14 protein-coding genes are annotated in these 22,287 nt (G+C 58.6%); 7 read left to right on the top strand and 7 right to left on the bottom strand.

The genetic code is table 11. The annotated features are described in order from the left end of the window. The first annotated feature begins 23 nt into the window (after positions 1-23). A complete protein-coding gene (locus TBK1r_RS13695; RefSeq protein ID WP_145211410.1) occupies positions 24-2,189 on the top strand; it encodes an alpha-amylase/4-alpha-glucanotransferase domain-containing protein in 2,166 nt (721 codons plus the stop codon). Between the two features lie 180 nt (positions 2,190-2,369). Here TBK1r_RS13695 and TBK1r_RS13690 read toward each other — a convergent pair whose 3' ends face one another. Further along, positions 2,370-3,650 carry a radical SAM protein gene (locus tag TBK1r_RS13690; RefSeq protein WP_372896760.1) on the bottom strand — a complete coding sequence of 427 codons (1,281 nt, stop codon included), beginning with the start codon at positions 3,648-3,650 and terminating at the stop codon, positions 2,370-2,372. A 47-nt stretch (positions 3,651-3,697) separates the two neighbouring features. Then, positions 3,698-4,936, bottom strand: a complete 1,239-nt coding sequence (locus TBK1r_RS13685; RefSeq protein WP_419581326.1) for an amidohydrolase family protein — start codon at positions 4,934-4,936, stop codon at positions 3,698-3,700. 25 nt (positions 4,937-4,961) lie between these two features. Between TBK1r_RS13685 and TBK1r_RS13680 the strand changes: the two genes are divergently transcribed. Further along, a complete protein-coding gene (locus TBK1r_RS13680) occupies positions 4,962-5,582 on the top strand; it encodes a DNA-3-methyladenine glycosylase (protein WP_145211407.1) in 621 nt (206 codons plus the stop codon). 65 nt (positions 5,583-5,647) lie between these two features. Here TBK1r_RS13680 and TBK1r_RS13675 read toward each other — a convergent pair whose 3' ends face one another. Further along, positions 5,648-8,608 (bottom strand): PVC-type heme-binding CxxCH protein, encoded by a 2,961-nt coding sequence (locus TBK1r_RS13675; RefSeq protein ID WP_145211404.1) that lies wholly within the window; start codon positions 8,606-8,608, stop codon positions 5,648-5,650. 344 nt (positions 8,609-8,952) lie between these two features. Between TBK1r_RS13675 and TBK1r_RS13670 the strand changes: the two genes are divergently transcribed. Continuing rightward, complete coding sequence (locus tag TBK1r_RS13670; RefSeq protein ID WP_145211401.1) at positions 8,953-9,228, top strand: hypothetical protein; 276 nt, start codon at positions 8,953-8,955, stop codon at positions 9,226-9,228. A 524-nt stretch (positions 9,229-9,752) separates the two neighbouring features. Here TBK1r_RS13670 and TBK1r_RS13665 read toward each other — a convergent pair. The 3 genes from TBK1r_RS13665 to TBK1r_RS13655 form a co-directional block, all read right to left on the bottom strand. Next, entirely contained in the window at positions 9,753-12,683 is a 2,931-nt protein-coding gene (locus TBK1r_RS13665; RefSeq protein WP_145211398.1) for a PVC-type heme-binding CxxCH protein, read from the bottom strand. A 243-nt stretch (positions 12,684-12,926) separates the two neighbouring features. Beyond that, positions 12,927-14,297, bottom strand: a complete 1,371-nt coding sequence (locus TBK1r_RS13660; RefSeq protein WP_145211395.1) for a two-component system sensor histidine kinase NtrB — start codon at positions 14,295-14,297, stop codon at positions 12,927-12,929. A 79-nt stretch (positions 14,298-14,376) separates the two neighbouring features. Continuing rightward, entirely contained in the window at positions 14,377-15,018 is a 642-nt protein-coding gene (locus TBK1r_RS13655; protein ID WP_419581325.1) for a carbonic anhydrase, read from the bottom strand. 238 nt (positions 15,019-15,256) lie between these two features. Here TBK1r_RS13655 and TBK1r_RS13650 point away from each other — a divergent pair, with 238 nt between their 5' ends. From TBK1r_RS13650 to TBK1r_RS13635, 4 genes are all read left to right on the top strand, one after another. Beyond that, positions 15,257-15,469 (top strand): hypothetical protein, encoded by a 213-nt coding sequence (locus tag TBK1r_RS13650; RefSeq protein ID WP_145211389.1) that lies wholly within the window; start codon positions 15,257-15,259, stop codon positions 15,467-15,469. Continuing rightward, entirely contained in the window at positions 15,466-18,660 is a 3,195-nt protein-coding gene (locus TBK1r_RS13645; protein ID WP_419581324.1) for a DUF2309 domain-containing protein, read from the top strand. Before TBK1r_RS13650 ends, TBK1r_RS13645 begins: the two co-directional genes overlap by 4 nt. A 122-nt stretch (positions 18,661-18,782) precedes the next feature. Then, a complete protein-coding gene (locus tag TBK1r_RS13640) occupies positions 18,783-20,177 on the top strand; it encodes a proton-conducting transporter transmembrane domain-containing protein (protein WP_145211386.1) in 1,395 nt (464 codons plus the stop codon). A gap of 46 nt (positions 20,178-20,223) precedes the next feature. Next, positions 20,224-21,702: a proton-conducting transporter transmembrane domain-containing protein gene (locus TBK1r_RS13635; protein ID WP_145211382.1), complete on the top strand. Its 1,479-nt coding sequence runs from the start codon at positions 20,224-20,226 to the stop codon at positions 21,700-21,702. A gap of 67 nt (positions 21,703-21,769) precedes the next feature. Here TBK1r_RS13635 and TBK1r_RS13630 read toward each other — a convergent pair whose 3' ends face one another. Further along, the gene (locus TBK1r_RS13630; protein ID WP_095736400.1) at positions 21,770-22,147 is read right to left on the bottom strand and encodes a SpoIIAA family protein; all 378 of its coding nucleotides are present in this window, start codon (positions 22,145-22,147) and stop codon (positions 21,770-21,772) included. Positions 22,148-22,287: the final 140 nt, after the last annotated feature.

Raw genomic sequence — 22,287 nt, 5'->3', positions numbered from 1 at the left:
TCACGACTTTAACTCCTGCGAACATGTCTGCTCACGTTCATCTTTGCTTGGTTTTGCACAATCATCAGCCGATCGGTAACTTTGACGGCGTGTTTGAGCAGGCATACCAAGATAGCTATCGACCGTTTTTGGATGTCTTTGAGCCCTATGACAAGTTGCAGATTTCGCTGCACACGTCGGGACCGTTGATGATGTGGTTGGCCGAGCGTCATCCGGAGTATCTCGATCGGCTGCGACTGTTGGTCGAAGCGGGACGGATCGAGATCGTCGGTGGTCCGCAATACGAGCCGATCTTGACCATGCTGCCGGCGCGAGACCGGATCGGCCAAATCGAAGCGTATGGCCGCTGGCTGGAGCGGCACCTGGGTAGCACCCCGGCAGGGATGTGGACGCCGGAGCGGGTTTGGGAATCCACGTTGACGCGTGACGTCGCCGATGCCGGCATTCGCTACACCGTGCTGGACGATTATCACTTCCGGGCCGCGGGAGTCGATGAGAATCAATTGACCGGTTACTTCATCACCGAAGACGACGGGCGGTTGCTGCGTATCTTCCCCGGTTCAGAACACCTGCGTTACACGATCCCCTTCCAACCGGTCCAGGCGACGATCGATTATTGTCGCAGCGTGGCCGAGCGAGCCCCTGGCGCGGTCCTGACCTTCGGCGACGACGGCGAAAAATTTGGTACCTGGCCCGACACCAAAGTACACGTGTACGACAAGGGCTGGTTGAAATCGCTGTTCAACGCGCTGACAGAAAACGCCCCGTGGTTGCACACCGTGGCCCTCGGCGAAGCGATCAATCGCACCGCACCGGTCGGGAAAATCTATTTGCCCGATTGCAGCTATCGCGAGATGACCGAGTGGTCGCTGCCGACCGAGTCACAAGTCGTGCTCGATGAGGTGACCCATGAGATGGACTCCCACGAGCGTTGGAACGATTTGAAAACGTTTGTCCGCGGCGGGTACTGGCGGAACTTCAAATCGAAGTACGAAGAAACCAACGAGATGTACGCGCGGATGATGCACGTCAGCCGTCGTCTGGCCGATGCCGAATCGGCCGGCATCGACGCCGGGCAATTGGCGGTGATTCGCGATCATCTGTACCGCGGCCAGTGCAATTGCCCCTACTGGCACGGCGCGTTTGGTGGGATCTATCTGCCGCACCTCCGCAACGCCGTCTATCAACACCTGATCACGGCCGACAATCTGCTCAGCAAACTGACCGGTGAACTGTCCGGCGCGGTCCAGGCGACTGCCGACGATTACGACTTTGATGGGCTGCAAGAAGTCCGCTTGAGCAATGACAAACTCTGCGCCTGGGTCGCTCCGGGACGTGGCGGTCGAATTTATGAGTTGGATGTGCGCGAGATCAGCCACAACTTGCTCGCCACGCTGCAGCGGCGTCCGGAAAGTTACCACCAGAAAGTGCTCGCCGGTCCCAACGCCGATGGCGACAGCGTCGCCAGCATCCACGACCGCGTGGTGTTCAAACAAGCCGATCTGGATCAGCGGTTGCAATACGATCGCTACCCGCGAAAAAGCTTGATGGACCACTTCTACGACGTCGACACGGATCTCGAGTCGGTCGCCCGTGGTGAAGCGATGGAACGCGGCGATTTCGTTGAGCTTCCCTTTGAGGCGAAACTGCGTCGGGGTGCCGATCGCGTCCAAGTGCAGATGCGCCGCGAAGGCAACGCCTGGGGAATCCCGATCGTGCTGACCAAAGCCGTCACGATGGTGACCGGAAGCGATGCGTTGGAGATCACCTACTTGCTGGAAAACCTGCCGCGAGATCGCGATCTGCACTTTGCAGTCGAGATGAATTTTGCGGGGCTTCCCTCCGGTGCCGACGACCGCTATTTCAGCGACGAAGACGGCCAGCATCTCGGACAACTCGGCGAGAAACTGAATCTGGAACACGCCTCACAGTTATCGCTTTCCGATCGCTGGCTGGGGATCGACGTGTCGCTGAAACTGGATCGCCCCAGCGGCATCTGGGCGTTCCCCGTCGAAACGGTCAGCCAAAGTGAAGCGGGGTTCGAACTAGTGCACCAAAGCGTCTGCGTGCAGCCGCACTGGTTGGTCCGCGGTGACGCCGAAGGTCGCTGGCACGCCAAGATCGAACTGGCCGCAAGCTGCGAATCCCACGCCGAAACGATCAACGAAGAACAGGTGATCCAGCTGTAGTTGCCTGGTGCGGATAACGTTCCGCAGTGTTTGCCCAAAGGGCATGCACAACATAGCCTGGGGTCAGGGAACGAGCGCAGCGGAGTGACCGCCACCCGAGGAAAGAAAGCCCCCAACCCGCTCCCCCTTTCGAACGGGCGGCGGCTTTGCCGCCGCCCGTTCGAAAGGGGGAGCGGCGCGCTACTGCAGCACCGGTAACTCACTCTTGGACGACTCGCGATCCGGGGCGTCTTTGTCCGGGTCGCGATACTTCGCCGCGTCGAAGTGCCGTGCGTAGGTTCCGAAATCGTTGAAGGCGTACTTCTTGGCCCAGCGATAAACAAAGCTCCGTTCGGGAATCTCATCACCGGGTTGGAACTGGCTCCGCCGCGGCGTGACGTTTTTCAGTTCCTCGATGACGGCACCCCGAGCGGTCGTGTCGCGGGCGCCGTGCTTTTCGGCCAATTCGACCAGCAAGTCGGGGCGCTCCATGATCACACAGCCGCGCGTGTGCTCGGCCGTCAGCGATCGGAACTCTTTAAGAAACTGTGACTCGTTGAACGTTTCGGCCAGTGGACGGTCGTCGTGGATCGACTCGGTGGCCAGTTGGATCACCGGACAGGGCTCGAGATCGCCCCACGGGCCGACGTGGTGGGTGAACCCGGTCGCCGCAGGGCACAGGGCGTTTCCGGCGTCATCGTGATAAGCGTCGATGACGATGATCGGCTTGGTCGCGCGGGTGTCCACGACGAACTGTCGAACCCGCCGTTGCTCGTCACTATTGAGTGCCAACTGAGCATTGGATTCCGGACCGACCGGTCGATAGATGTGGAACCAGCAATACATCACCCCCATCTCGATCAATCGATCGACCCAGGCGTCGTTGACAAGGTCATCGATGTTAGACTTGCAAACGCTCGTGCACACGCCGACCAACAAGTTGTGTTTCAGGGCAGTCTTCAGCCCTTCCATCGTTTGATTCAAGACGCCGGCACGACCACGTCGCTCGTCGCTGATGATTTCTGATCCCTCGACGCTGATCAGCGGCGTGACGTTCCCCAGCCGTTTCAATTCCGCAGCCACCTCGTCGGTGATGAAGTGACCGTTGGTGAATACTTGGAAATAGACGTCGCGGTTTTGTTCAAAGATTTTCAGCAGGTCCTTGTGCATGAAGGGCTCCCCCCCCAGGATGCCGAAAAAGCTGTTGCCCATCGCTTTGGCCTGCCGAATCGTCTCGTTCGCCGCATCCAGTTCGATCCGCTGTTGTTTGGCCGCCACGTCCACCCAACAACCTTGGCAGCGCAAATTGCAACTGTTGATCACCGACAGATACAGAAACGGCGGAAAGAACTCGCCGCGTTTCAGCCGCCGCTTGTGCTTGTGCACACTCCAAAGTCCCTTCACACCAAGCGTCCACGCCGCTTTGGCAAGCAATCGCTTGTCGGTTTCGAAAAGGAATCGCGAAGCCAAACGAAGATACATAAAGCAACAAACCGGACTTGGGACTTGGAACTTGAAACTCGGACCTATTATGCCCGCCCGGGCAACCCCGTGCACGACAATTCCCCGACTGCGAAATCCCGCCACACCTGATTCAGGCGTTTGGCGGTCGTGGGAATCATAACCGGCCTCTGGTGAGGGATCCGCCCGGGTTGGATTCTCCCACATTGAGATCCGGCGCCTAGCAAGGCATCCGATCCGGCCAGCGTCGCCATCTCCAGCACCGCGTGTGGATCGAGATCGGGGCGATGATCGAGTAGAAATTGCACTTCTTTCCAGACGCTCAGGTCGGGATTGCTGGCCCGCGAATCCGTGCCGATAGCGACTCGGATTCCCGCGTCGAGCAGTTTTTGGACGCCATGGCGGGGATGACCGAAAAAGTGGTGCGTTCGTGGACAGTACACAACGCTCAGTTGACGGTGTCGCGAAATTCGCTCGATTTCGTCGTCTTGAAGGTCGTTGCCGTGAATCAGCAAGCCCCTCGGCGCCTCGGCGAGCCAGCCGATCAGCTCCATCAGCGGTTGTGAACCGGCCCAAGGGAAAAGCCCCTCCGTCCACAGCCCGGCGCTGCGGAGGGCATCGGCAAACGGCCCGCTGCCCTGCCGCAGCAACGTTCGCTCGTCGGGCGACTCGGCGACGTGCATCGCCAATGCAGCGCCGTGCTGCTTGGCCAAATCGACACAGCGGCGAATCAAATCAGGTGGCGTTGAATAGGGCGCGTGGGGGCTGACGCCAAAGTCGACCGACGGGTTCGCCGCTAAGCTGTCCGCGTGCTTCTGTGCGGATCGAAACCGCTCTCCGGCTCGGTCGATACTCAAACCCAGTACTTCGGCAAACGAGACAATCGTCGCACCCGCGTCGGTCGGGTAGGCGGACGGTGCGGTCGCGATATCCCCGATCAATCCCACGCCGGCGGCGACCGATTCGGCGATCCCCGCGCCGATGCAATCCTGACGCTGGTCAGACGTTGCCACACCGCGAGCGGCGATCACGCTGCCGATCCAGTCGGACAGTGCGATCCCCGGTTGGCCGATCGGTGTCAGACAATCAGAAAACTCCAGGTGCGTGTGCGCATTGACCATTCGTGGTAGCACCGCCACGTCCCCCAGATCCACGACATCTTGGTGTCGGTAATCGCCGTCAGACAGTGCCCCGATCTCCACGATTCGGTCATCGACGACGCGCAAGAAACCACCATTGATCGGCGGTCGACAGATGGGGAAAATCCAACCAGCGGTATAGATTGTTTCACGGCCTGTTGCGTTCACAGCGTCATTTCTTCGAATGTCTTGAATGGTCCAACATTTCTCGCCCCCAAAATCGCTGCACTCCAATCGCCTCGGCGCCGCGTTCTACGGACGTCCGACGGCGGTCGTGGCGAAAGAACTGATCGGCAAAGCTCTGCTTCATCACGTCGACGGTCAATGGCTGGGCGGCTGGATCGTCGAGACAGAAGCGTATCTGGATCAAGGCGATCCGGCCAGTCACTCGGCGCGTGGAAAGACGGCCAGCAACGCGTCGATGTTTTCCGACCCGGGGACGCTGTACGTTTATCCGATTCATGCGAAACATTGTCTCAATGCGGTCACGCAACCGGCTGACCAGGGGGCCGCGGTTTTGATCCGGGCCATCGAACCAGTTTGGGGCCTGGATGTCATGCGTCGCCTCCGGGGTTACGACGATGTCCGCCGGTTGACTCGCGGTCCGGCAATGTTGTGCCAGGCGTTGCAAATCGATCGTGGCGACGACGGCCGATGTCTGGTCAGCGACGAACGGATCGGCGTGTTCACCGATTCGATCCCGCGTGTCCCCGTCATCCGGGCGACAAAACGGATCGGTATCAGCAAGGCCAAACACCGCAACCTGCGATTCGTCGACGTGAACTCCGAATACCTGAGCCGCAAAGTGGAATAGGCTTCCTGCCTGTCCATGCTGAAATGACAGACAGGAACCTAATCCACTTGATTGCTGCTCCTTGATTAACGGTCCTTCAGAAAGGCCAACAGGTCAGCCATCTGCTGCAGCGTGATGTCTTTTTCGATTCCCTCGGGCATCAACGACACGTCACTGGCTTTCATCTGATCGATCTCTGCCCTGCCGATCGCTTTGGTCTTCCCCTCCGCCATCTTCAAGATCACCGCCTCGCTGGTTTCCGATTCAATCAGTCCTGTGAACACCGAGCCTTCGGCCGTCAAAATCGAATACGACGTAAAACGCGGTTCGACTTTGGCGTTGGGATCCAAAATGTCGTACAGCAACGCAGGTTTGGAACGATTGCGGACGTCGGTCAAATCGGGACCCGTCTCATGGCCTTCGCCGCTGATCCGGTGACAACTGGCGCAAACCCGCGTGAAGACTTGTTTGCCGTGCGCGGCGTCGGCACTCATCGCCAGCGCGCTCTCATAATCCTTTGCCACTTTCTGGCGGTTCGGCGAAACCACTCCGCCAAACAGTTTTGTCGCTTGGTCTCGCAGTTGTTCATCGGAGTGTTTGAGCAATCGTACCCGTTGATCGATGCTCAACGCCGACGGGTTCATTTTTCCCTCGCTCATCGCATCAAGTGTCAGACGGGTGGATTCGGTCCGACGCAGCAAGAACGCGATGGCGGTGCCGCGGACCGACGGTCCCAGCTCTGGCCACCGATCCAAAACGATCTGCGCGGCTCCAGCCGAGCCGTTCCGTTGCAGTGCCTCCAAACAGGCCGATTGGATTTGCACCGGTTGTTCGCTCGAGAGCAACTCCGCAAACATTATTGTGGCGGCGTCAAACGGTTGATAGGCCATCAACTCGATCGCCGCGACGCGATCCGCGACAGCTTGTTCGGGATCCAACGCAATGTCTCCGCTGCGATCAAACACCGCTTTGAGTGCAACGATGGAATCGCTCAGCTCTGCGGGCGGCTTCGCGATCAGACTCGGCAACGTCATCCGTCCCCGCTCGCCACGATAACGCGGCAGGCCGTCACCGATCCCGGCGATCGCCGCGGCACGCCACCAATTTTCGTCGCCGTCGCTGCCGAGCAATTCAAAAACAGTTCTCAATTCTGTCTGGTCGCCACGGGCGCCGACGATCGCGGCCAGTCTTCGGACCAATTCCAACTTGCCGGCGTTACCTTGCTCGCGAAACGAACCGTCGGCGATCAACCCGACCAACACCGCGCCGCTGCGCTGCCGGAGTGAGGTCAGCAATCCGTCGGCAAAGGCGCTGTCGTGCCCATCGCGTCGCGCCAGTTGAGTCAACGTTGCGGTGGCCTGTGGCGAATCGTTGGCCGCGAGCGATAGGGCGACTTGGAAACGGACGCGGGGGCTGGGGTCGCCCGCGAGCGAGTTCAAAGCGTCCTGAACGGTGTCGTCATCGGTCATGTCGCCCGCCAACGTCGCCGCCGCGACACGGCAATGAACGTTCGCGTCGGAACTCATCTGCCGGATGTCGGATGGTGTCAGTGCCGATAACCCGTCGAGCGTCCAAAGGGCGTGCAAACGTGTCGTCGGTGATTGCGACGTCAGCAGGCTGCGCACTCGAGCCGTCTGATCGGTCGCCTGCTGCTCGACCAACAGCCGTTGACCCAGGAATTGGCGCCATCCGTTGCCGTCGGCCAACAAGTCGACACAATCGGCGTCTGATTGCGGCGGAGTGAATGGCCGTGTGTTCGAACCGGCGGGAACGATTCGATAGATCCTGCCGCGATCATCGCCGGCCCGCCAGTCCAGCTTTGCCGCGATTTCCGGCGGCAGAAATTTTGGATGTTCCACCCACAGACGATACATGTCTGCCAGGTACAGCGCACCGTCGGGACCGGTCGCCAGGCTGGATGGCCGGAACCAAGTGTCGGCCGAGGCCACGAAATCGCTTTTCTGTTGCGCACGTTTCGCTGTGAATTTCAGGGAATCGGTGTCGACGATCGACCGTGTCACCAAGTGGCCGATCGGCTCGCAAACGAACACGCTGTTGCGAAACGATTCGTCTCCCAGGTCGCCCGTGTACGCGGTCGTGCCACAGGCCGAGGTATGGGTTCCCGCGTGAGACAGATAATTGCTTTTCATCGCAACCAGGGGAAAGACTTGTGATTGTCCGCCCGAAGGAGCGACGTCGTAGTAGGGGGCACTGACGATATGAAACGGGTTTCTCGCCAGGACGCTCGGGGCCAGAAAGGTCGTGATGATCGGGTTTCGGTTGGTGCAATAAAAACGATGCCCCCAACGGTCGACGGTGTTGCCGAACTGTCCCATTCCGCTGTCGGCTTCAAACTCCATCGTCTGGGGATGGAAGCGAAAGTCTTTGCGCGGCAGATCGATGGATGAATCCGGGTCGGCTTTCGACGTCACTTTTCCCGGACCGTAATTCAAGTACACCCAGTTATCGATTCCCCAGCGTGGGTTGCCGATTTGCATCTGGGGGTGCGCGGGGGTGAATCCGTGGAATAAGGTTTCTTGGACATCGGCGACATGGTCTCCGTCGGTGTCCTTGAGGAACAAGACTTTCGTTTTCGCACCGACCAGCAAGCCTCCCTTGTAAGCCATCATGCTGTGGGCGAAATCCAGCTTATCGGCAAAGACGTGTCGGCGGTCCGCAACGCCGTCGCCGTCACTGTCTTCCAACATCACGATCTTTGATAGCGGATCACCCTCATCTTCGCGACCGATCGGATAGTCGCCGTATTCGACGGCGTACATGTCGCCATGTTTGTCGAAACAGATCGCGACGGGATCGCGGACCAGTGGTTCGGCCGCGAACAGAGAGATCTGATAGCCCGGTTCAATTTGAATCGCGTTGAGCGAATCCGCCGGCGACTTCGGCGGCGCCGTTTCCTGTTCGACCCAATGCCGGCCGCCGCGATTACTCTCAATCGCCTCAAGTGCAGATTTCGCCTTGTCCTGCTCGGCCGATTGGACCGCAGACGCAACCAACAAAGCCGCAAGAGTCATCACAAAACGCATCATTCATCACTCAAGTCAAAACTGAAACTGAAAAACGGATCGACCCACTCACGAGTGCTCTCGCTTTCGACGGTGATTGCATGCATTGGATGCCGTCACCGAAAACACCGCGGATTCGCTATTCTACTAACCACCGCAATCTGGATGTTCCCAAGTCAACACCTTTTTCCGGCGGGCTTGGTCACCAAGGAATGGCTCGCCATTCACGGAGCCGGATTGACCCGTGAAACCACGACTTGCTAACCGATTTGCTTCGATGTAGCGAAGATGCGACTCCAATTGAGTCGATTGTTCGCACCGCTACCGATGGTGGTCCGGCGGCGATTGCGGCGGTACTGCGAGTCGCATTGGAAACTCAATTTCGAAATCAGAATCCGATTGCCGAATGCATCGGTTCCTGGTTGGCGGTGCGCCTAGCCGATGCCGATCTTGAGACCCGCGTTGTGTTGGTAGAGCCTTTCACACTAGCGCTCGACTGCCCGATCGGCGACACGACGTCAAATTCGCAGTCCGCCGTGTTCGACAGCAAGGTGGAGCACGTTCGATTGATCAAGAACAAGCCAGCTCGGGGACATGGCACCTTGAGAGGATTTGATAGCCAGTTTGGGGACATGGCACCTTGAGGGGATTTGATTGCAAGCCAAGCGTTCGTGCCATGTCCCCGGGTTTGCTTGTTGGGCAATGGTTCTACGGTTGTCCTGCGAGGAATCCAACGTGGACTGTCTGATGGTCAAAAAATTGTTTGGTCAAAAAATGAAGTCAAGTACTCAGGACCAAGTCTCCATCGGGAGGCTCCCATTTTTTGACCAACTCATCTTTTGACCAACTCACTCCGACACACCGTTCGGGGACACGGCACCGGGCAAGATTTGATTGCAATAGCAGAGCCAGAGCCGGCTCGGGGACACGGCTCCTTGAGGGGATTTGATTGCAATCCAAGGGGTCGTGCCATGTCCCCAGGTTTGCTTTCGTGCCATGTCCCCGGGTTTGTTTGTTGGGCAATGATTCTACGGTTGTCCAGCGAGGAATCCAACGTGGATAGTCTGATGGTCGAGAAATTGATTGGTCAAAAAATGAAGTCGAGTACTCAGGACCAAGTCTCCATCGGGAGGTTCCCATTTTTTGACCAACTCATCTTTTGACCCATTCACTTCAACGCGACTTGCGTCGGAGACATCAGGTAGCCGATTAGATCACGGATTTGGTCGTCGGTCAGTGTCGTCAGCAACCCGTCGGGCATCGGTGAGAGTGTCGTTTCTTTGACGTTTTCGATCGATTCGATCGGGATGGTTTCTTGACGGGATTGGGTTTGAATGACCATCGTCTTGTCGTTCTTCGAAACGACCAAGCCGTTCAACACGCGACCATCCTCCATCAACACGATCGTCATGCGATAGTCTTTGCCAACCACCGCACTGGGATCGAGGATGTTTTCCAACAGGTATTCCAGGCTGGATCGCTGGGCACCGGTCAGGTCGGGACCGATCTTCTCACCGTCACCGAACAACATGTGGCATTGCGAGCACGTTTTCTTGAACAACGCACGCCCTGCCGATAAATCCGCTTCGGCCAGAACATCGCCGGAGAGCCGGGCCTTCATCGCCGCGATTTTCTCGCGACGTTCCGAGGGCGAATCACGCAGTGCGCCCCAGGATTCGGTCAGCTTTTCCCGCAAGCCATCGTCACCGAGTCCCAGGATTTGCCGGGCGTGAAACGCATTGATGTCGCTGTGAGGAATCGGGTCTTTCGGTGCGTCGATCCGATCCAGCAACGCTGCTGCAAAACTGGGGCGGGAAACCAGGATCTCAATCAACGCGGGCCGATCATTGACATGAAACCGGCGATACATCTTGGCCAGTTTTTCGCCGACGGCGGGATCGTCGAAAAGCGACAAACCTTGAGCCGCCGTCGCATTGAGCTCACGCTGGGTCAGCAGCGATTCACAGATCTCACGTAGGTCATCGGGCCGCGCACTGATTAAACTCTCTAGCGCCGATTGCCGAGTCTTGAGCGAAACCTTGGACGACATCGCAAGCTCGCGCAACTCGTCGATGGCTCTGCCGTCACCGAACAGTAGATTTAGCTCTCGAACGATATCCGGATGGGCTCGTGCCGCTCGGCTTTGTGCGATGGATGGCCAGTTCTCAGGCATGGGAACTTTCAGCCACCCGCGATAGGCTTCCGCCATGCCGCGCAGAACGCTCGCTTGCAATCTTTCCGGCATCTTCAGCGCAGCGGTCAACACACCGTCGAGGGGCTGGGGCGTTGTTTCGACCCGGGTTGCCAATCCACGCGTGATCCATCGCAGCGTGTCCGGCCAGCGGCACTTTGCCGCGACCTCCGCCAACGCCGCGGGGTCTTGATCGACCAGCGGCATCAGACCGAACCAGACCATCATCGGTAAATCGCGGTCTTCGGCAAATTCTGGTTTGGCGACCAGTTCGCTGGCAATCAAGGCGCGTTGCCGGACGGGCAAACGTTGCAGCGTGGACGCCAAGGTCAAGTGGACCAGCCCGGATGGATCTCGCTGCGCAGAGCGTTTCAACGCCGCCAGCGTATTAGGATCGTCGGGATAAGTGACATCGGGTTGCGGTCCCAGCAACGTGTCCAGCGGCCAGTGGTCGGTCAGCAGCCGAATGGCCCAGACACGCACGTGTTCATCGGGATCACTGAGCAGGCTTCGCAGTTGCTCGGGCGTCGTGTTCCCCGCTTGGTAGTCACGCCAAAGCTGGGGCAATTCGCCGTCACCGGCCAAGCAGGCCGGCTTGGTGAATGGGCGAGTCGGCTTGCTGCCGCCTTCATAGCTGATTTTGTAAACGCGTCCGCTGGTTCGGTGCACGCCGGTGTGATCGTGGCATTCACCGGTATCACTCCAGTCGAGCACATAGACATCGCCGTCGGGACCGACGCTGATTTCGATGCCGCGAAAGAACGGGTCTTTGCAAATCAAGAAATCGGGTTCGTGACTGGCCAAGTAACCGGCGCCGTGACGGTTGATCCTTTCGACGTTTGCCCGCAAGCCGTGCATGTTCAAGGTGAACAACTTGTCGCGATATTGCTGCGGCCATCGGTCGGATTGATAAATCATCATGCCGATGTGGGCATGGCCGCCACCGAGTTCATCGGCGGCTCCATCGCGGCTGTTGGTCCACGATCCCGTGCGATCGTAGTGGTAGTGGTCAGCGATCATGTCCATCCGCTCGAACACCAACGGGTTGGGGCTTTCACCGAACGACTCGATGAAGTGGGCGCCGGGGATGGAATGCCAGAGATGGCCGATCACGGTGTTGATAAAAAACAGTTCGCCGTTGGCGTCCCAGTCGGATCCCCAAGGGTTGACGGTGCCGTGGTTTAGAACCTCGACGGTCTGACGCTGCGGGTGATAACGCCACATGCCGCCATCGATCGGAATCCGTCGATCTTCCGGCGTCCCTGGAACACCCAAATTGCCGGGACAGGAATGGCCGCAACGCCCATACAGCCAACCGTCGGGGCCCCAGCGGAGTCCGTTGGCAAAGTTATGGTAGTTGCTTTGCGAGACCGTGAACCCGTCCAAGACGACTTCGGGTGATCCGTCGGGGACATCGTCACCATCGGCATCGGGAATAAACAGCAACTGCGGTGGGCACATCAACCAAACGCCGCCTCGACCGATTTCGACACTGGTCAGCATTTGGACGTTGTCGGTGAACACCTTGCGTGATTCCGCGTGCCCGTCGCCGTCGCGGTCATTCAAAATGATCACCCGGTCACGCAACGAAAGATCAAAGTGCTGGGTGCGATCGGAGTAAGTGTAGTTCTCCGCGACCCACATGCGGCCACGGTCGTCCCAGGCCATCGCGATCGGGTTACGCACTTCGGGTTCGCTGGCGTAAACCGTCGCCCGAAACCCTTCGGGCAGCGTCATCGTGGCGGCGGCTTCGGCAGCAGGCATCGGGCTGGCGTCGGAGCTTGCCTCGTTGTTGAACACGGGCGGGAAGTCATCGGCCTGGCAGCAGCAGGTGAGCCAGCCGATGACGAGCAGGGATGCGACGGAGCGGACAAAGTTCGTGGGGGCGAAGGAGCACCGGGGATTCACGTCGCAGATCTCGCTTGAATGACGGAAGGAAACGCGGATTGATCTGCCGAACACTATACCAGCACGACGCGACCCCGATGCCTGCTACTTTGCCGCCAAGCGGGGCGCATTTGTTAGCGGTAGGGCGCGAGCCCTCCGGTCTTTCGCTGAAACAGGCCGCTCGCGCCGTTCCGCTAACACCTTCAGAGCCAAAGTAGCTGGGGTTGGGCGCCCGCCCCCGCGCCCCCATCATTCTGCCCCCCATCATTCTGCCATCTGTCCCCCGCTTTCGACCGTCCCGACAGGCAGAACCACGGTGAACACGGTGCCTTGACCGTTAGACTGAAAATCGATGCTGCCGTCGTGTTGGCGAATGATTTTGTCGCACAGGGCGAGGCCCATTCCGGTGCCTTCGTTACGGGTCGTGAAATAGGGATCAAAGATCTGGTCCTGGATCTCCGCGGGGATACCGGTTCCGGTGTCGCTGACGGCAATCTTGACGTCGCCATTTTCGCCGGCGATTTCAAAACGCAGTGTGCCGCCCGCGGGCATCGCCGCGAGCGCATTGATTGCCAGATTCAAGAAGACCTGTTCTAACCGCGCCGAATCGGCTTGGATCATCCCGACCATCTCCGACGGAAGATCGGCCACCAGTTTGACGTTCTGGTGTTCCGCTTGGGGGCGAAGCAGTCGGATCAATTTTTCGACCAAGAACGTCACGTCAACCGGTACGCGGCCGAGCTCGGCGACGGAGGCATAGTTGCGGAAACCATCGAGCACGTCATTGATGCGTCTGACCTCCGTGTTCAAGATGTCCAGCAACTCGGCGACTTCCGCATCCTCACTCTCCTGGTCCAGTCGTTCACACAACAGTTGGATGTGCAACGACAGGGCGCTCAGCGGGTTCTTGATTTCGTGTTGCAAGCCGGCCGCGAGTGATCCGAGACCCATGTAACGCTCCATCCTGCGGAGCCGTTCTTCCATCAGCGTTTTTTCGGTGACATCACGAACGTGAATCACCATGCCGATTTGCTCGTCGTGTCGATTGTGGAGCATCGTGCAACCGGCGCGCAGGGTCGAGGGGTGACCGTTGCGATGGACGCAGTAGTCTCGATCGCGAATCGGTTGATGGTAGGTCGTGATTTCCTCGCAGATCTCGTCCAGCAAGGCGTGTTGCGGATCGATCTCGGACAACCGGGTGCCAACGCCATCACCGTCCAATCCGATCAGCTCACGACTGCTGGGGTTGGTGCTGGTGATGACCGCGTTCTTGTCCGTGGTGATGACACCCACATCCATGCTGGCCAAGATGTCCGCCGAAAGCACCCGAACGTCGCGGAGCGTTCGTTCGCTGCTCAAGTAACCGCGGACGACCAGCGCGAACGCGATCGCGGTTGCGACGATATTCAACACCAGCAGAAACGACAGGCTGCTTTGAAGGTTCAAATCGCCGGAGAGTTCCTTGGCTACTTGCAGGTCGCTCTCGGGCAAGTGTTGAATCAAACGCGCCACGATCTCCTGTTCGCGACGGACGTTGGACAGGATCCAGGCGGTGACCGAGACCGCCGTCAGACTCAGCAACGCCAGCCCGAATGCGAACCGACGAATCCCCCGCCCGTCATGAGAGTCAAACATCGCGTGTTGCTGTGAGAAAGTTGTCGTTGGAAAAAGAAGACTCGCGTGTCACGAGTTTATCCGCCGTCGAGCTCGTTCATCATGAGATGCGTTTCCCGTTGGAGATTTTTTCGATACTCACAAACTGGTGCGTGTGGGGGGTGTACGCCAAGACCCTGGCGGTGCTGTCGTCGACGACCCAGCCGTGAAGCCGTAATCGCCCAACCGCCAGCCGATCCTGAACGAAGGAATGTGACCTCAGGTTTTCAAGTTGATAGAGCGTGTGCTCACAAATCATCAGCGTCTGCCGCTCACTTTGGGTCGTGTAGCGGTAAAGACGGTCGACGGTCCAACAAGCGTTTTGGTTGAATCGACAACCGGGATCGTTGGGGGCGTGCAGGATCGGTGTTCTCATCCAATAACGTACGATTCGGCAGCACAGGTGGTGGCACACGATGATGTCGCGGACACCCTGTTGAACGACCGCGTACTCGAGACTGGCCATCGTGGAATCGTAAGGTTGGTCCGCCGCCGGAATCGACGCCGCCAAGTTTTGCACGACGGCACAGCGACCCGGTGTCGCGAAGGAGAGCATGTCGGGAGCCAGTCCATGATCGGCACATCCGACGATCAAAATCCGCGGTGAAGTCGCAGCGGCTGATTCACGAACGTCGGCGAGCGAGCCGAATTCGTCTGCCCGAAGTGTGTGAACGTGTTTGTGCAATTGGATACGTCGGTGCATCTCCCCGCCTCGATCGCCGGTCTGTTGGGAATTTCCTCGCTGCACGCTTCGCATACCGCATGCCAATCCGTTTTCATCCCTCGACGCCACGTGACTCCGGCCCTATTGGCCTGGATGTGATGCAATTCGATGCCGGCCGCGCAGTGAATTGCAGATCGATGCGTTGAACAGATCGATGCGCTGAACTGTGCAAATCTTTGCACGTACGTGCAAGGCGATGCACTCTGCAAGATGAAGCATGTACGCCTCTCGATGCGTCGAAGCAACGGCATGCACCTGCCCGCCTTTCAAGCAAGGGGTGTGGGATTGCCCGCTGCTGCGTCATGCCATCCTGGTTTTTTTCTTGTCGGTGATTGGCGCAAACGTCCGTGTTTGGGGGGACGGACGGCAATCGGGGGCCGCCGCCGAGACGGTCTTCATCGATTTGGTACGGATTGTGCCCAACGAATGACGTCAACACGTGATCACAACACAAATCATGAAGATGTGATCACCTTGCTCGAACCAGCCATCGCCACCATGCAAGACGCAACCTCCGCCGTCATTCCCACCACCGAAGCCTTCGTTCGAGCCGGCGCGGATCAACACTCCAAGCTGCAAGCGGCGATCGAACACGCGACTCACTTCTTGCCTTCTCAAGGACCCATCTCGGTCTTCGTTCACCACAACACGTTGCATTCCTTTGAGGACATGCCGTTTGAACAGGCGGTGATCGAAGGGGGACGGCGTTACGGTTGCGAGCCCTACTGGCCGGAACAACGCTATCGGAGCGAACTGGCTCGTGGGCGGATCTCAGCGGAGGATCTGCGACAGGTCTTGATGGATGACCTGGATGAGGAAGCTGATGAATTGGTCGCCAGTTTCGGGACACGCTACACCCTTCGCTTGGCGATGCTGCAGATGACGCTGCATTCGGCCCCCGATGCGGAGCTGAAATGGTTGTTGGCCGAATCGGATTTGCTGACCCGGTTTCGCGCCGAGGTTTCGCCACAGCGTGCCGAACAGATGGTGGGGAAGACCCGCAGTTGGGTGATGCGTCATCTGGATCTGACTGGGCAAGCGGCGGAACGTGACGGAGGCGATTCGGAGACGCGATTGCCCGATGTCGTTTTGTCGGCGGTCGATCGTTCACGTCGCCAGTCGATTGAATGGTGGTCCGACGCCCAGTGGGAAGCCTTCACGCTGGAACTGCTGTGGCAGATTTCACGCGCCGGCGTCCAATCCGCCGGACTACCCGAATTTGAACGGCGGGATCCGATCCGGTTACGTGACTTGTTGTGGGAGGTTTCTGGCGAAGACATCGACGTCAGCGTCAACGACGTGCTGATTCGTTTCTGCGGCGCCTTTCTCGATCAAGGTTTTTCCGATTGGGCGTTGCCCGATCGAGGACTCGGATTCGCGCAAGCGTTTGCACGGTTGTACCAGGGATCGCTGGCGGTGACGCCGAACTGGATGAACGGGATCGTCGGCGAATTGAAAGCGATCCAGTCCGAACCGTTCGATCCGCTCGTCTCGATCCAGCAGTCGCTCAAAGCATTGGGGATCGCCGAGGAAGAGGTCGAAGAGAAGATCGCATCGACGCTGTTGGCCCTGCGAGGCTGGGCGGGCATGATCTGGCAAATGGAGACGAATACTCCGTTCCTGCAGCACCCGGTTCGCGGCGGAACGTTGAACGAATACTTGGCCATTCGCTTGATGCTCGAACGCTATGCAATCTCTGACTTCGGCGAACGACAGTACGGGACGCGCGATTATCGGGAGATTCGCGGGATCGCCGAAAGCCGGCTTGGCGTCAAACGGGGACCCTCGACCGACGAGCGGACGTACACGATCTTTCAACTCGCCCAGGCTGGCGGTTGGACACCCGAACAATTGGTCCACATGACGCCCGGGCAATGGGCGTGTCTGATTCGTGAAATCGAAACGTTCGATTCGGTCCAACGGCGTCGCGTCCTGCACGCCGCTTATGAACGGCACTATCGCAATGCGACGCTCGATGCGATCGCCATCCATTCGGCTCGTCGCCGCCAAAAACGTCGCGACAGCAAGTCCGGCAAGCCCGCGTATGCGGCGATCTTTTGCATCGATGATCGGGAAGAATCGTTCCGCCGACACCTGGAAGAAGTCGATCCGGAAAGTGTGACGGCCTCGGCCGCCGGTTTCTTCGCGGTCGCCATGTATTACCAGGGCGTCGACCACGCACACTACCGAGCGCTCTGTCCGGCGATTCTGACGCCGCAGCATTTCGTCCGCGAAGAACCCCTGTTCTCGGCCAGGCACGTCAGCGCAAAACGGGCGGAACGACGCCGCCGCATCGGTTGGTTCACCCATCAAGTTCACGCCCATTCGCGGACCATGATCGGTGGCTGGGTGACCGGGGTTTTTGGGGCGTTGGCGACATTCCCGATGGTGGCACGCATCTTGGCTCCGCGGCTGACTTCCAAAATTCGCGCAACGATGGGGTCCTTTGTCAAACCACCCGCGACCGAGTTGCATCTGGAACGGACCGCCGCAGCACCCGGACCCGAACCCGAATCGCTCGGTTACAGCTTGGACGAGATGGCGGGGATCGTGATCCGTATCCTGCAAGACATTGGGATGGTCGACAACTTTCCTCCGATCATCGTCTTCTTCGGTCATGGCAGCGGCAGTCTGAATAATCCCCATGAATCCGCTTACAACTGTGGCGCCTGCAGCGGCGGACGTGGCGGTCCCAACGCACGAGCCTTTGCCATGATGGCCAACGATCCCCGTGTCCGACGATTGATCTCCGGACGCGGCATGGAATTGCCCGATGACGTGCGTTTTGTGGGGGCGTTTCATAACACCTGCAATGATGACGTGGAGTACTACGATCTGGATCTGTTGCCACGGACGCATCGTTCGCTGTTTCGCCGCATTGAAAAAAGCGTCAACGAGACGCGCGCCCGAAATGCTCACGAACGGGCTCGACGGTTCGAATCCGCGCCGTTGGATCTGACCGCCGAAGAGGCGCTCGAACATGTCGAAGAGCGGGCGGAAGATTTGTCTCAGGCTCGGCCGGAATACAACCACGCGACCAATGCGGTCGTCACCGTCGGACGTCGCGACTGGACCCGTGGCCTGTTCATGGATCGTCGCGTGTTCTTGACAGAATACGATCCGGCGGTGGACGACGAACACGTCAGCGTGCTGACCCGGATTCTGCAAGCGGCGATCCCCGTCTGTGCGGGGATCAGTTTGGAATACTACTTTTCCACCGTCGATGTCGAAGGATACGGCTGTGGATCCAAGTTGCCCCACAACGTGGCGTCGATGATCGGCGTGATGACCGGAGCCGCCAGTGATCTGCGTCCGGGATTGTCTCAACAGATGGTTGAAATCCACGAACCGATGCGGATCCTGTTCGTCATCGAAACCTCGCCAGAAAAAATGGACAGGATCATCAACGAGAACCCGGGGATCGAACGCTTGATCAAGGGGAATTGGGTTCAGATTGCGCTGATCGATCCCGAGACCTCGACGATCATGCGGTACGTCAACGGCACGTATCAACGCTACACCCCGGAGTCGAGCGATTTGCCGGTCGTCGCGTCGTCGGCCGATTGGTACCGCGGCCAGCGAGATCACCTGGGCTATGCGTCGATCGAAGAATCCTCGTGAGATTGTCCGATTCAATCGTCGGGGAAGCAGCTTGCTTGCCATCTCCAAACAGACCACCGAACGCAAGCTAGCAGCTTACGCCACTTCGGCTCGCACCTTGAATTCAATTTGAACCCTTCATCATGACTCCCCTCCACCTGCTCTTTCATATCCTCGGCACGGCGGTCGTTTGCAGCCCGATCGTGTTGTTGGCGATTCTTGGGCTTTCGACACTCGTCAATCGTCCCTTGAGCGAGACGTCGATCGCGCGTTTCACGCAGGCGGCCGTACTGTTTTCGTTGCTGCCCGCCGTTGCCATCCTGTTGATCATGCTTGCAACGGACATTCGCTATGTGCCGATCGAGTTGGGGAACTGGGTGACGATTCCCGAGGAGCAGTTTCAATTTCATTTGAAGTTCGTTTTCGATCGCCTCAGTATTCCTTTCTTGATGCTCTCCTGCGTCCTTTGTGGTGTCGTGGGTGCGTTCACACGTCGCTACTTGCATCGCGAGGAAGGGTATGGACGTTTCTTTCTGTACTACGCGATGTTCTTTTGTGGCATGGTGCTGTCTTCGTTGGCCAGTACGATCGAAACGTTGTTTGTCGGCTGGGAAATGGTCGGCCTGTCGTCCGCGCTGCTGGTGGCCTATTTTCATGAACGGACCAATCCGGTGCGCAACGGTCAACGGGTGTGGTCGATCTATCGCCTCAGCGACGCCGCGTTTTTGATCGCCGCGATCACGATGCATCACATGACCGGCGAAGGCGACTTCGGTGGGCTGATGAGCAGCGGCGTTTGGCCCGAGGGCACGGCCGCGATCACGTCCAGCCAGGCCTTGATGGTCGGGTCGCTGCTGTTGGTCGCGGCGGCCGGTAAGTCGGCCCTGTTTCCGTTCAGCGGTTGGCTGCCCCGAGCGATGGAAGGCCCGACACCCTCGAGTGCCATTTTTTACGGCGCCTTGTCGGTTCACTTGGGCGCGTTCTTACTGTTAAGACTCAGTCCGATTCTCGAAGCCTCGTTGACCCTGCAAGTGATGGTCATCAGTCTCGGCGTCGTTTCGGCGGTTTGCGGCGCGGTCATGTCACGCGTGCAAAACGATGTCAAGGTCTCGCTCGCCTACGCCTCGCTGACCCAGGTCGGAATCATCGTCGTGGAGATCGGATTGGGGCTGAAGTATCTGGCACTGATCCACATCATCGGACACGCGAGCCTGCGAACGATGCAATTGTTGCGTGCCCCGACGTTGCTCAGGGACTACAGCGATTTGGAAAACAAGATGGGCACGCGATTGCCGCGTGATGCCTGGGTGGGAGCTGGTTTTTTGCCGCCACGCATGCAGCGTTGGTGCTACCGGTTCGGATTCGAGCGGGGATTCATGGACATCGCTTTGGACAAGTGGATCGTCCAGCCATTCGTGCGGGTGTTCCGCTGGTGCGATTCGATGGAGCGACAAGTCACCGATGCGTTGTCCAATGAAGCGTCACGTGAATCCGACCAGGCTGAACTGCACCCCGAAGATTTAAAGTCCGCGGCTTAACGCATCACCGTCCACGATTTGATCACTTACCCCCGCAACGTCCACGATGCCCGAGTTTCACTTTCCCTGGATTGAAGTTTCCATTCTGGTTCCCCTGTTCGGGGCGGTTTGGATTCATGTGCTCGGCAACCGCGACAACATCTTGCGACACGCCATCGCGATTTGTTCGGTGACGCTCGCATTGACGATCGGCGAACTGATCGATTTTGTCTTGATCGGGACGTTCGAAGCGCACGACCATTGGCCGTTTATCGATTGGATGTTCGATCGAGACGTTTTTGTCGTCGACGAACTCAGCGCCTTTCAATTGCCGCTCGCGGCGTTGATCTTTCTGGTCACGGTGATGTCGACGCTGCGCACCAAAGCGCCACGGTTCTCGCTGAAACTCGCGTTGGTCTCCGAGACGCTTGTGTTGGCAACGTTCAGCTGTCGCAGCTCTTGGACGCTGATCGTGTTGCTGATCGCGGCGACGATTCCACCATATTTGGAACTGCGGAACCGGCAGCGGTGCACGCGTCTGTATGTGTTGCACATGGCCGTCTTTGCGGCGCTGCTGCTGGTCGGCTATGGCTGGCTCAGCATGACCGAGATGAACAGCACGGCGGTGCTGATCCCGGGGGCATTGTTGACGGCGGCGGCGTTGTTTCGCAGCGGCGTGTTCCCGTTTCATCTGTGGATGACGGATCTGTTTGAAAAGGCGACCTTCGGAACCGCGATTCTGTTTTCCACGCCGCTGGTCGGGGCCTATGCCGTGATGCGGTTGGTGTTGCCGATCGCGCCGTCGTGGGCGCTGCAAAGTATTGCCGTGCTGTCGTTGGTGACGGCCGTCTATGCGGGATCGATGGCCTTGATTCAACGAGAAGCCCGGCGGATGTTTTGCTTTTTGTTTCTCAGCCAATCTTCGCTGGTGCTGGCCGGACTGGAACTGGTCACGCCGATCGGACTGACCGGTGCATTGTGCCTGTGGTTGTCCGTGGGACTGTCGCTGACCGGGTTCGGGATCACGCTCCGCTGTATCGAAGCGAGGATCTCGCGGGTCGCGTTGGCCGATTACCACGGCTTGTATCACCAGATGCCGATGCTGGCGGGTTTTTTCCTGCTGACCGGGCTGGCTGCGATCGGCTTTCCCGCGACGGTCGGCTTCGTCGGCATGGAATTGCTGATCGAAGGTGCGGTGGATATCTACCCGCTGGTCGGAACGATGGTGGTGATCGCGGCTGCACTGTGCGGGATCACCGTGCTCTCGGCGTACTTTCGCATCTTCACCGGTCACCCGACTCGGACCCAGGTTCCGATGCACGCTCGTCCCGCGGAACGGATCGCGGTGCTGCTGTTGACGGTGCTGATTCTCGGCGGCGGTCTGGTACCGCAGCCCGGCGTCGCGTCACGCTACCACGCCGCCAAAGAACTGACGCGACTGCGTCTCACGACAGCTGACGCGACAACGGAATCACGAGAAAGCTCGCAACAGAAAACAAGCAACCGCGCGGCAGTTGCTGTCGCCACCAGCAGCGTGTTGCCATGATCCCGGCGACCACGCCGCAAGCGAACCAAATCAGGTGGCGTTTTTCGTGAAGCGACAATCGTTCGTATTATTTCTCGGAGATCCAATCCCAAGCGGCGTCGATGTCGCTGGCGTCAAAGTACTTGATCGTGGCGGCGGTGAAGGGTTTGCAGAAAATGGCCATCCACTTTTCCCAGGTGCTGTCACCGACCATGGCGATTCGCTCGATGTCGCGAAAGTGCTGGATGTCGAACTTGATGTCATCCCACAGTGCTCGGGCCGTCCAGCCGTGGAAGTCATCCAATTCCAGCAGCACGCGAATCTTGCCATGTTTCTGAATGACCTGCTCGATGTCGGGGCCGAAGATTTCGTAATCTTCATGGTTCATCGTGCCGCTGACATGCAAGTGAATCACGTTGCTATCGTTTCGAGTCGCCAAGTCGACTTCACTGAATCGAACGCCCATCAATTGGCCCTTCCGTTGAAAAGAAAAAGGAAATCGCAGGTCTAAACCGCCCGAGTCTAACGTCTACCGGCCGGGAAAGCAAAAAATGCCCGCCCACCCAACACCCCGGGGACACGGCACCAGCCCAAAGCAATAACAAA

It is taken from the genome of Stieleria magnilauensis, from assembly GCA_007753675.1.
GTDB classification, from domain to species: Bacteria; Planctomycetota; Planctomycetia; order Pirellulales; family Pirellulaceae; genus Stieleria; species Stieleria magnilauensis.
This window is presented reverse-complemented; position numbering and strand designations above follow the sequence as displayed.

Bases quoted from the DNA above. Each gene is read 5' to 3' on its own strand.
- TBK1r_RS13695 (WP_145211410.1), top strand. From the start codon at position 24: ATGTCTGCTCACGTTCATCTTTGCTTGGTTTTGCACAATCATCAGCCG.
- TBK1r_RS13690 (WP_372896760.1), bottom strand. From the start codon at position 3,650: ATGTATCTTCGTTTGGCTTCGCGATTCCTTTTCGAAACCGACAAGCGA.
- TBK1r_RS13680 (WP_145211407.1), top strand. From the start codon at position 4,962: ATGGTCCAACATTTCTCGCCCCCAAAATCGCTGCACTCCAATCGCCTC.
- TBK1r_RS13675 (WP_145211404.1), bottom strand. From the start codon at position 8,608: ATGATGCGTTTTGTGATGACTCTTGCGGCTTTGTTGGTTGCGTCTGCG.
- TBK1r_RS13660 (WP_145211395.1), bottom strand. From the start codon at position 14,297: ATGTTTGACTCTCATGACGGGCGGGGGATTCGTCGGTTCGCATTCGGG.
- TBK1r_RS13655 (WP_419581325.1), bottom strand. From the start codon at position 15,018: ATGCACCGACGTATCCAATTGCACAAACACGTTCACACACTTCGGGCA.
- TBK1r_RS13650 (WP_145211389.1), top strand. From the start codon at position 15,257: ATGTACGCCTCTCGATGCGTCGAAGCAACGGCATGCACCTGCCCGCCT.
- TBK1r_RS13645 (WP_419581324.1), top strand. From the start codon at position 15,466: ATGACGTCAACACGTGATCACAACACAAATCATGAAGATGTGATCACC.
- TBK1r_RS13640 (WP_145211386.1), top strand. From the start codon at position 18,783: ATGACTCCCCTCCACCTGCTCTTTCATATCCTCGGCACGGCGGTCGTT.
- TBK1r_RS13635 (WP_145211382.1), top strand. From the start codon at position 20,224: ATGCCCGAGTTTCACTTTCCCTGGATTGAAGTTTCCATTCTGGTTCCC.
- TBK1r_RS13630 (WP_095736400.1), bottom strand. From the start codon at position 22,147: ATGGGCGTTCGATTCAGTGAAGTCGACTTGGCGACTCGAAACGATAGC.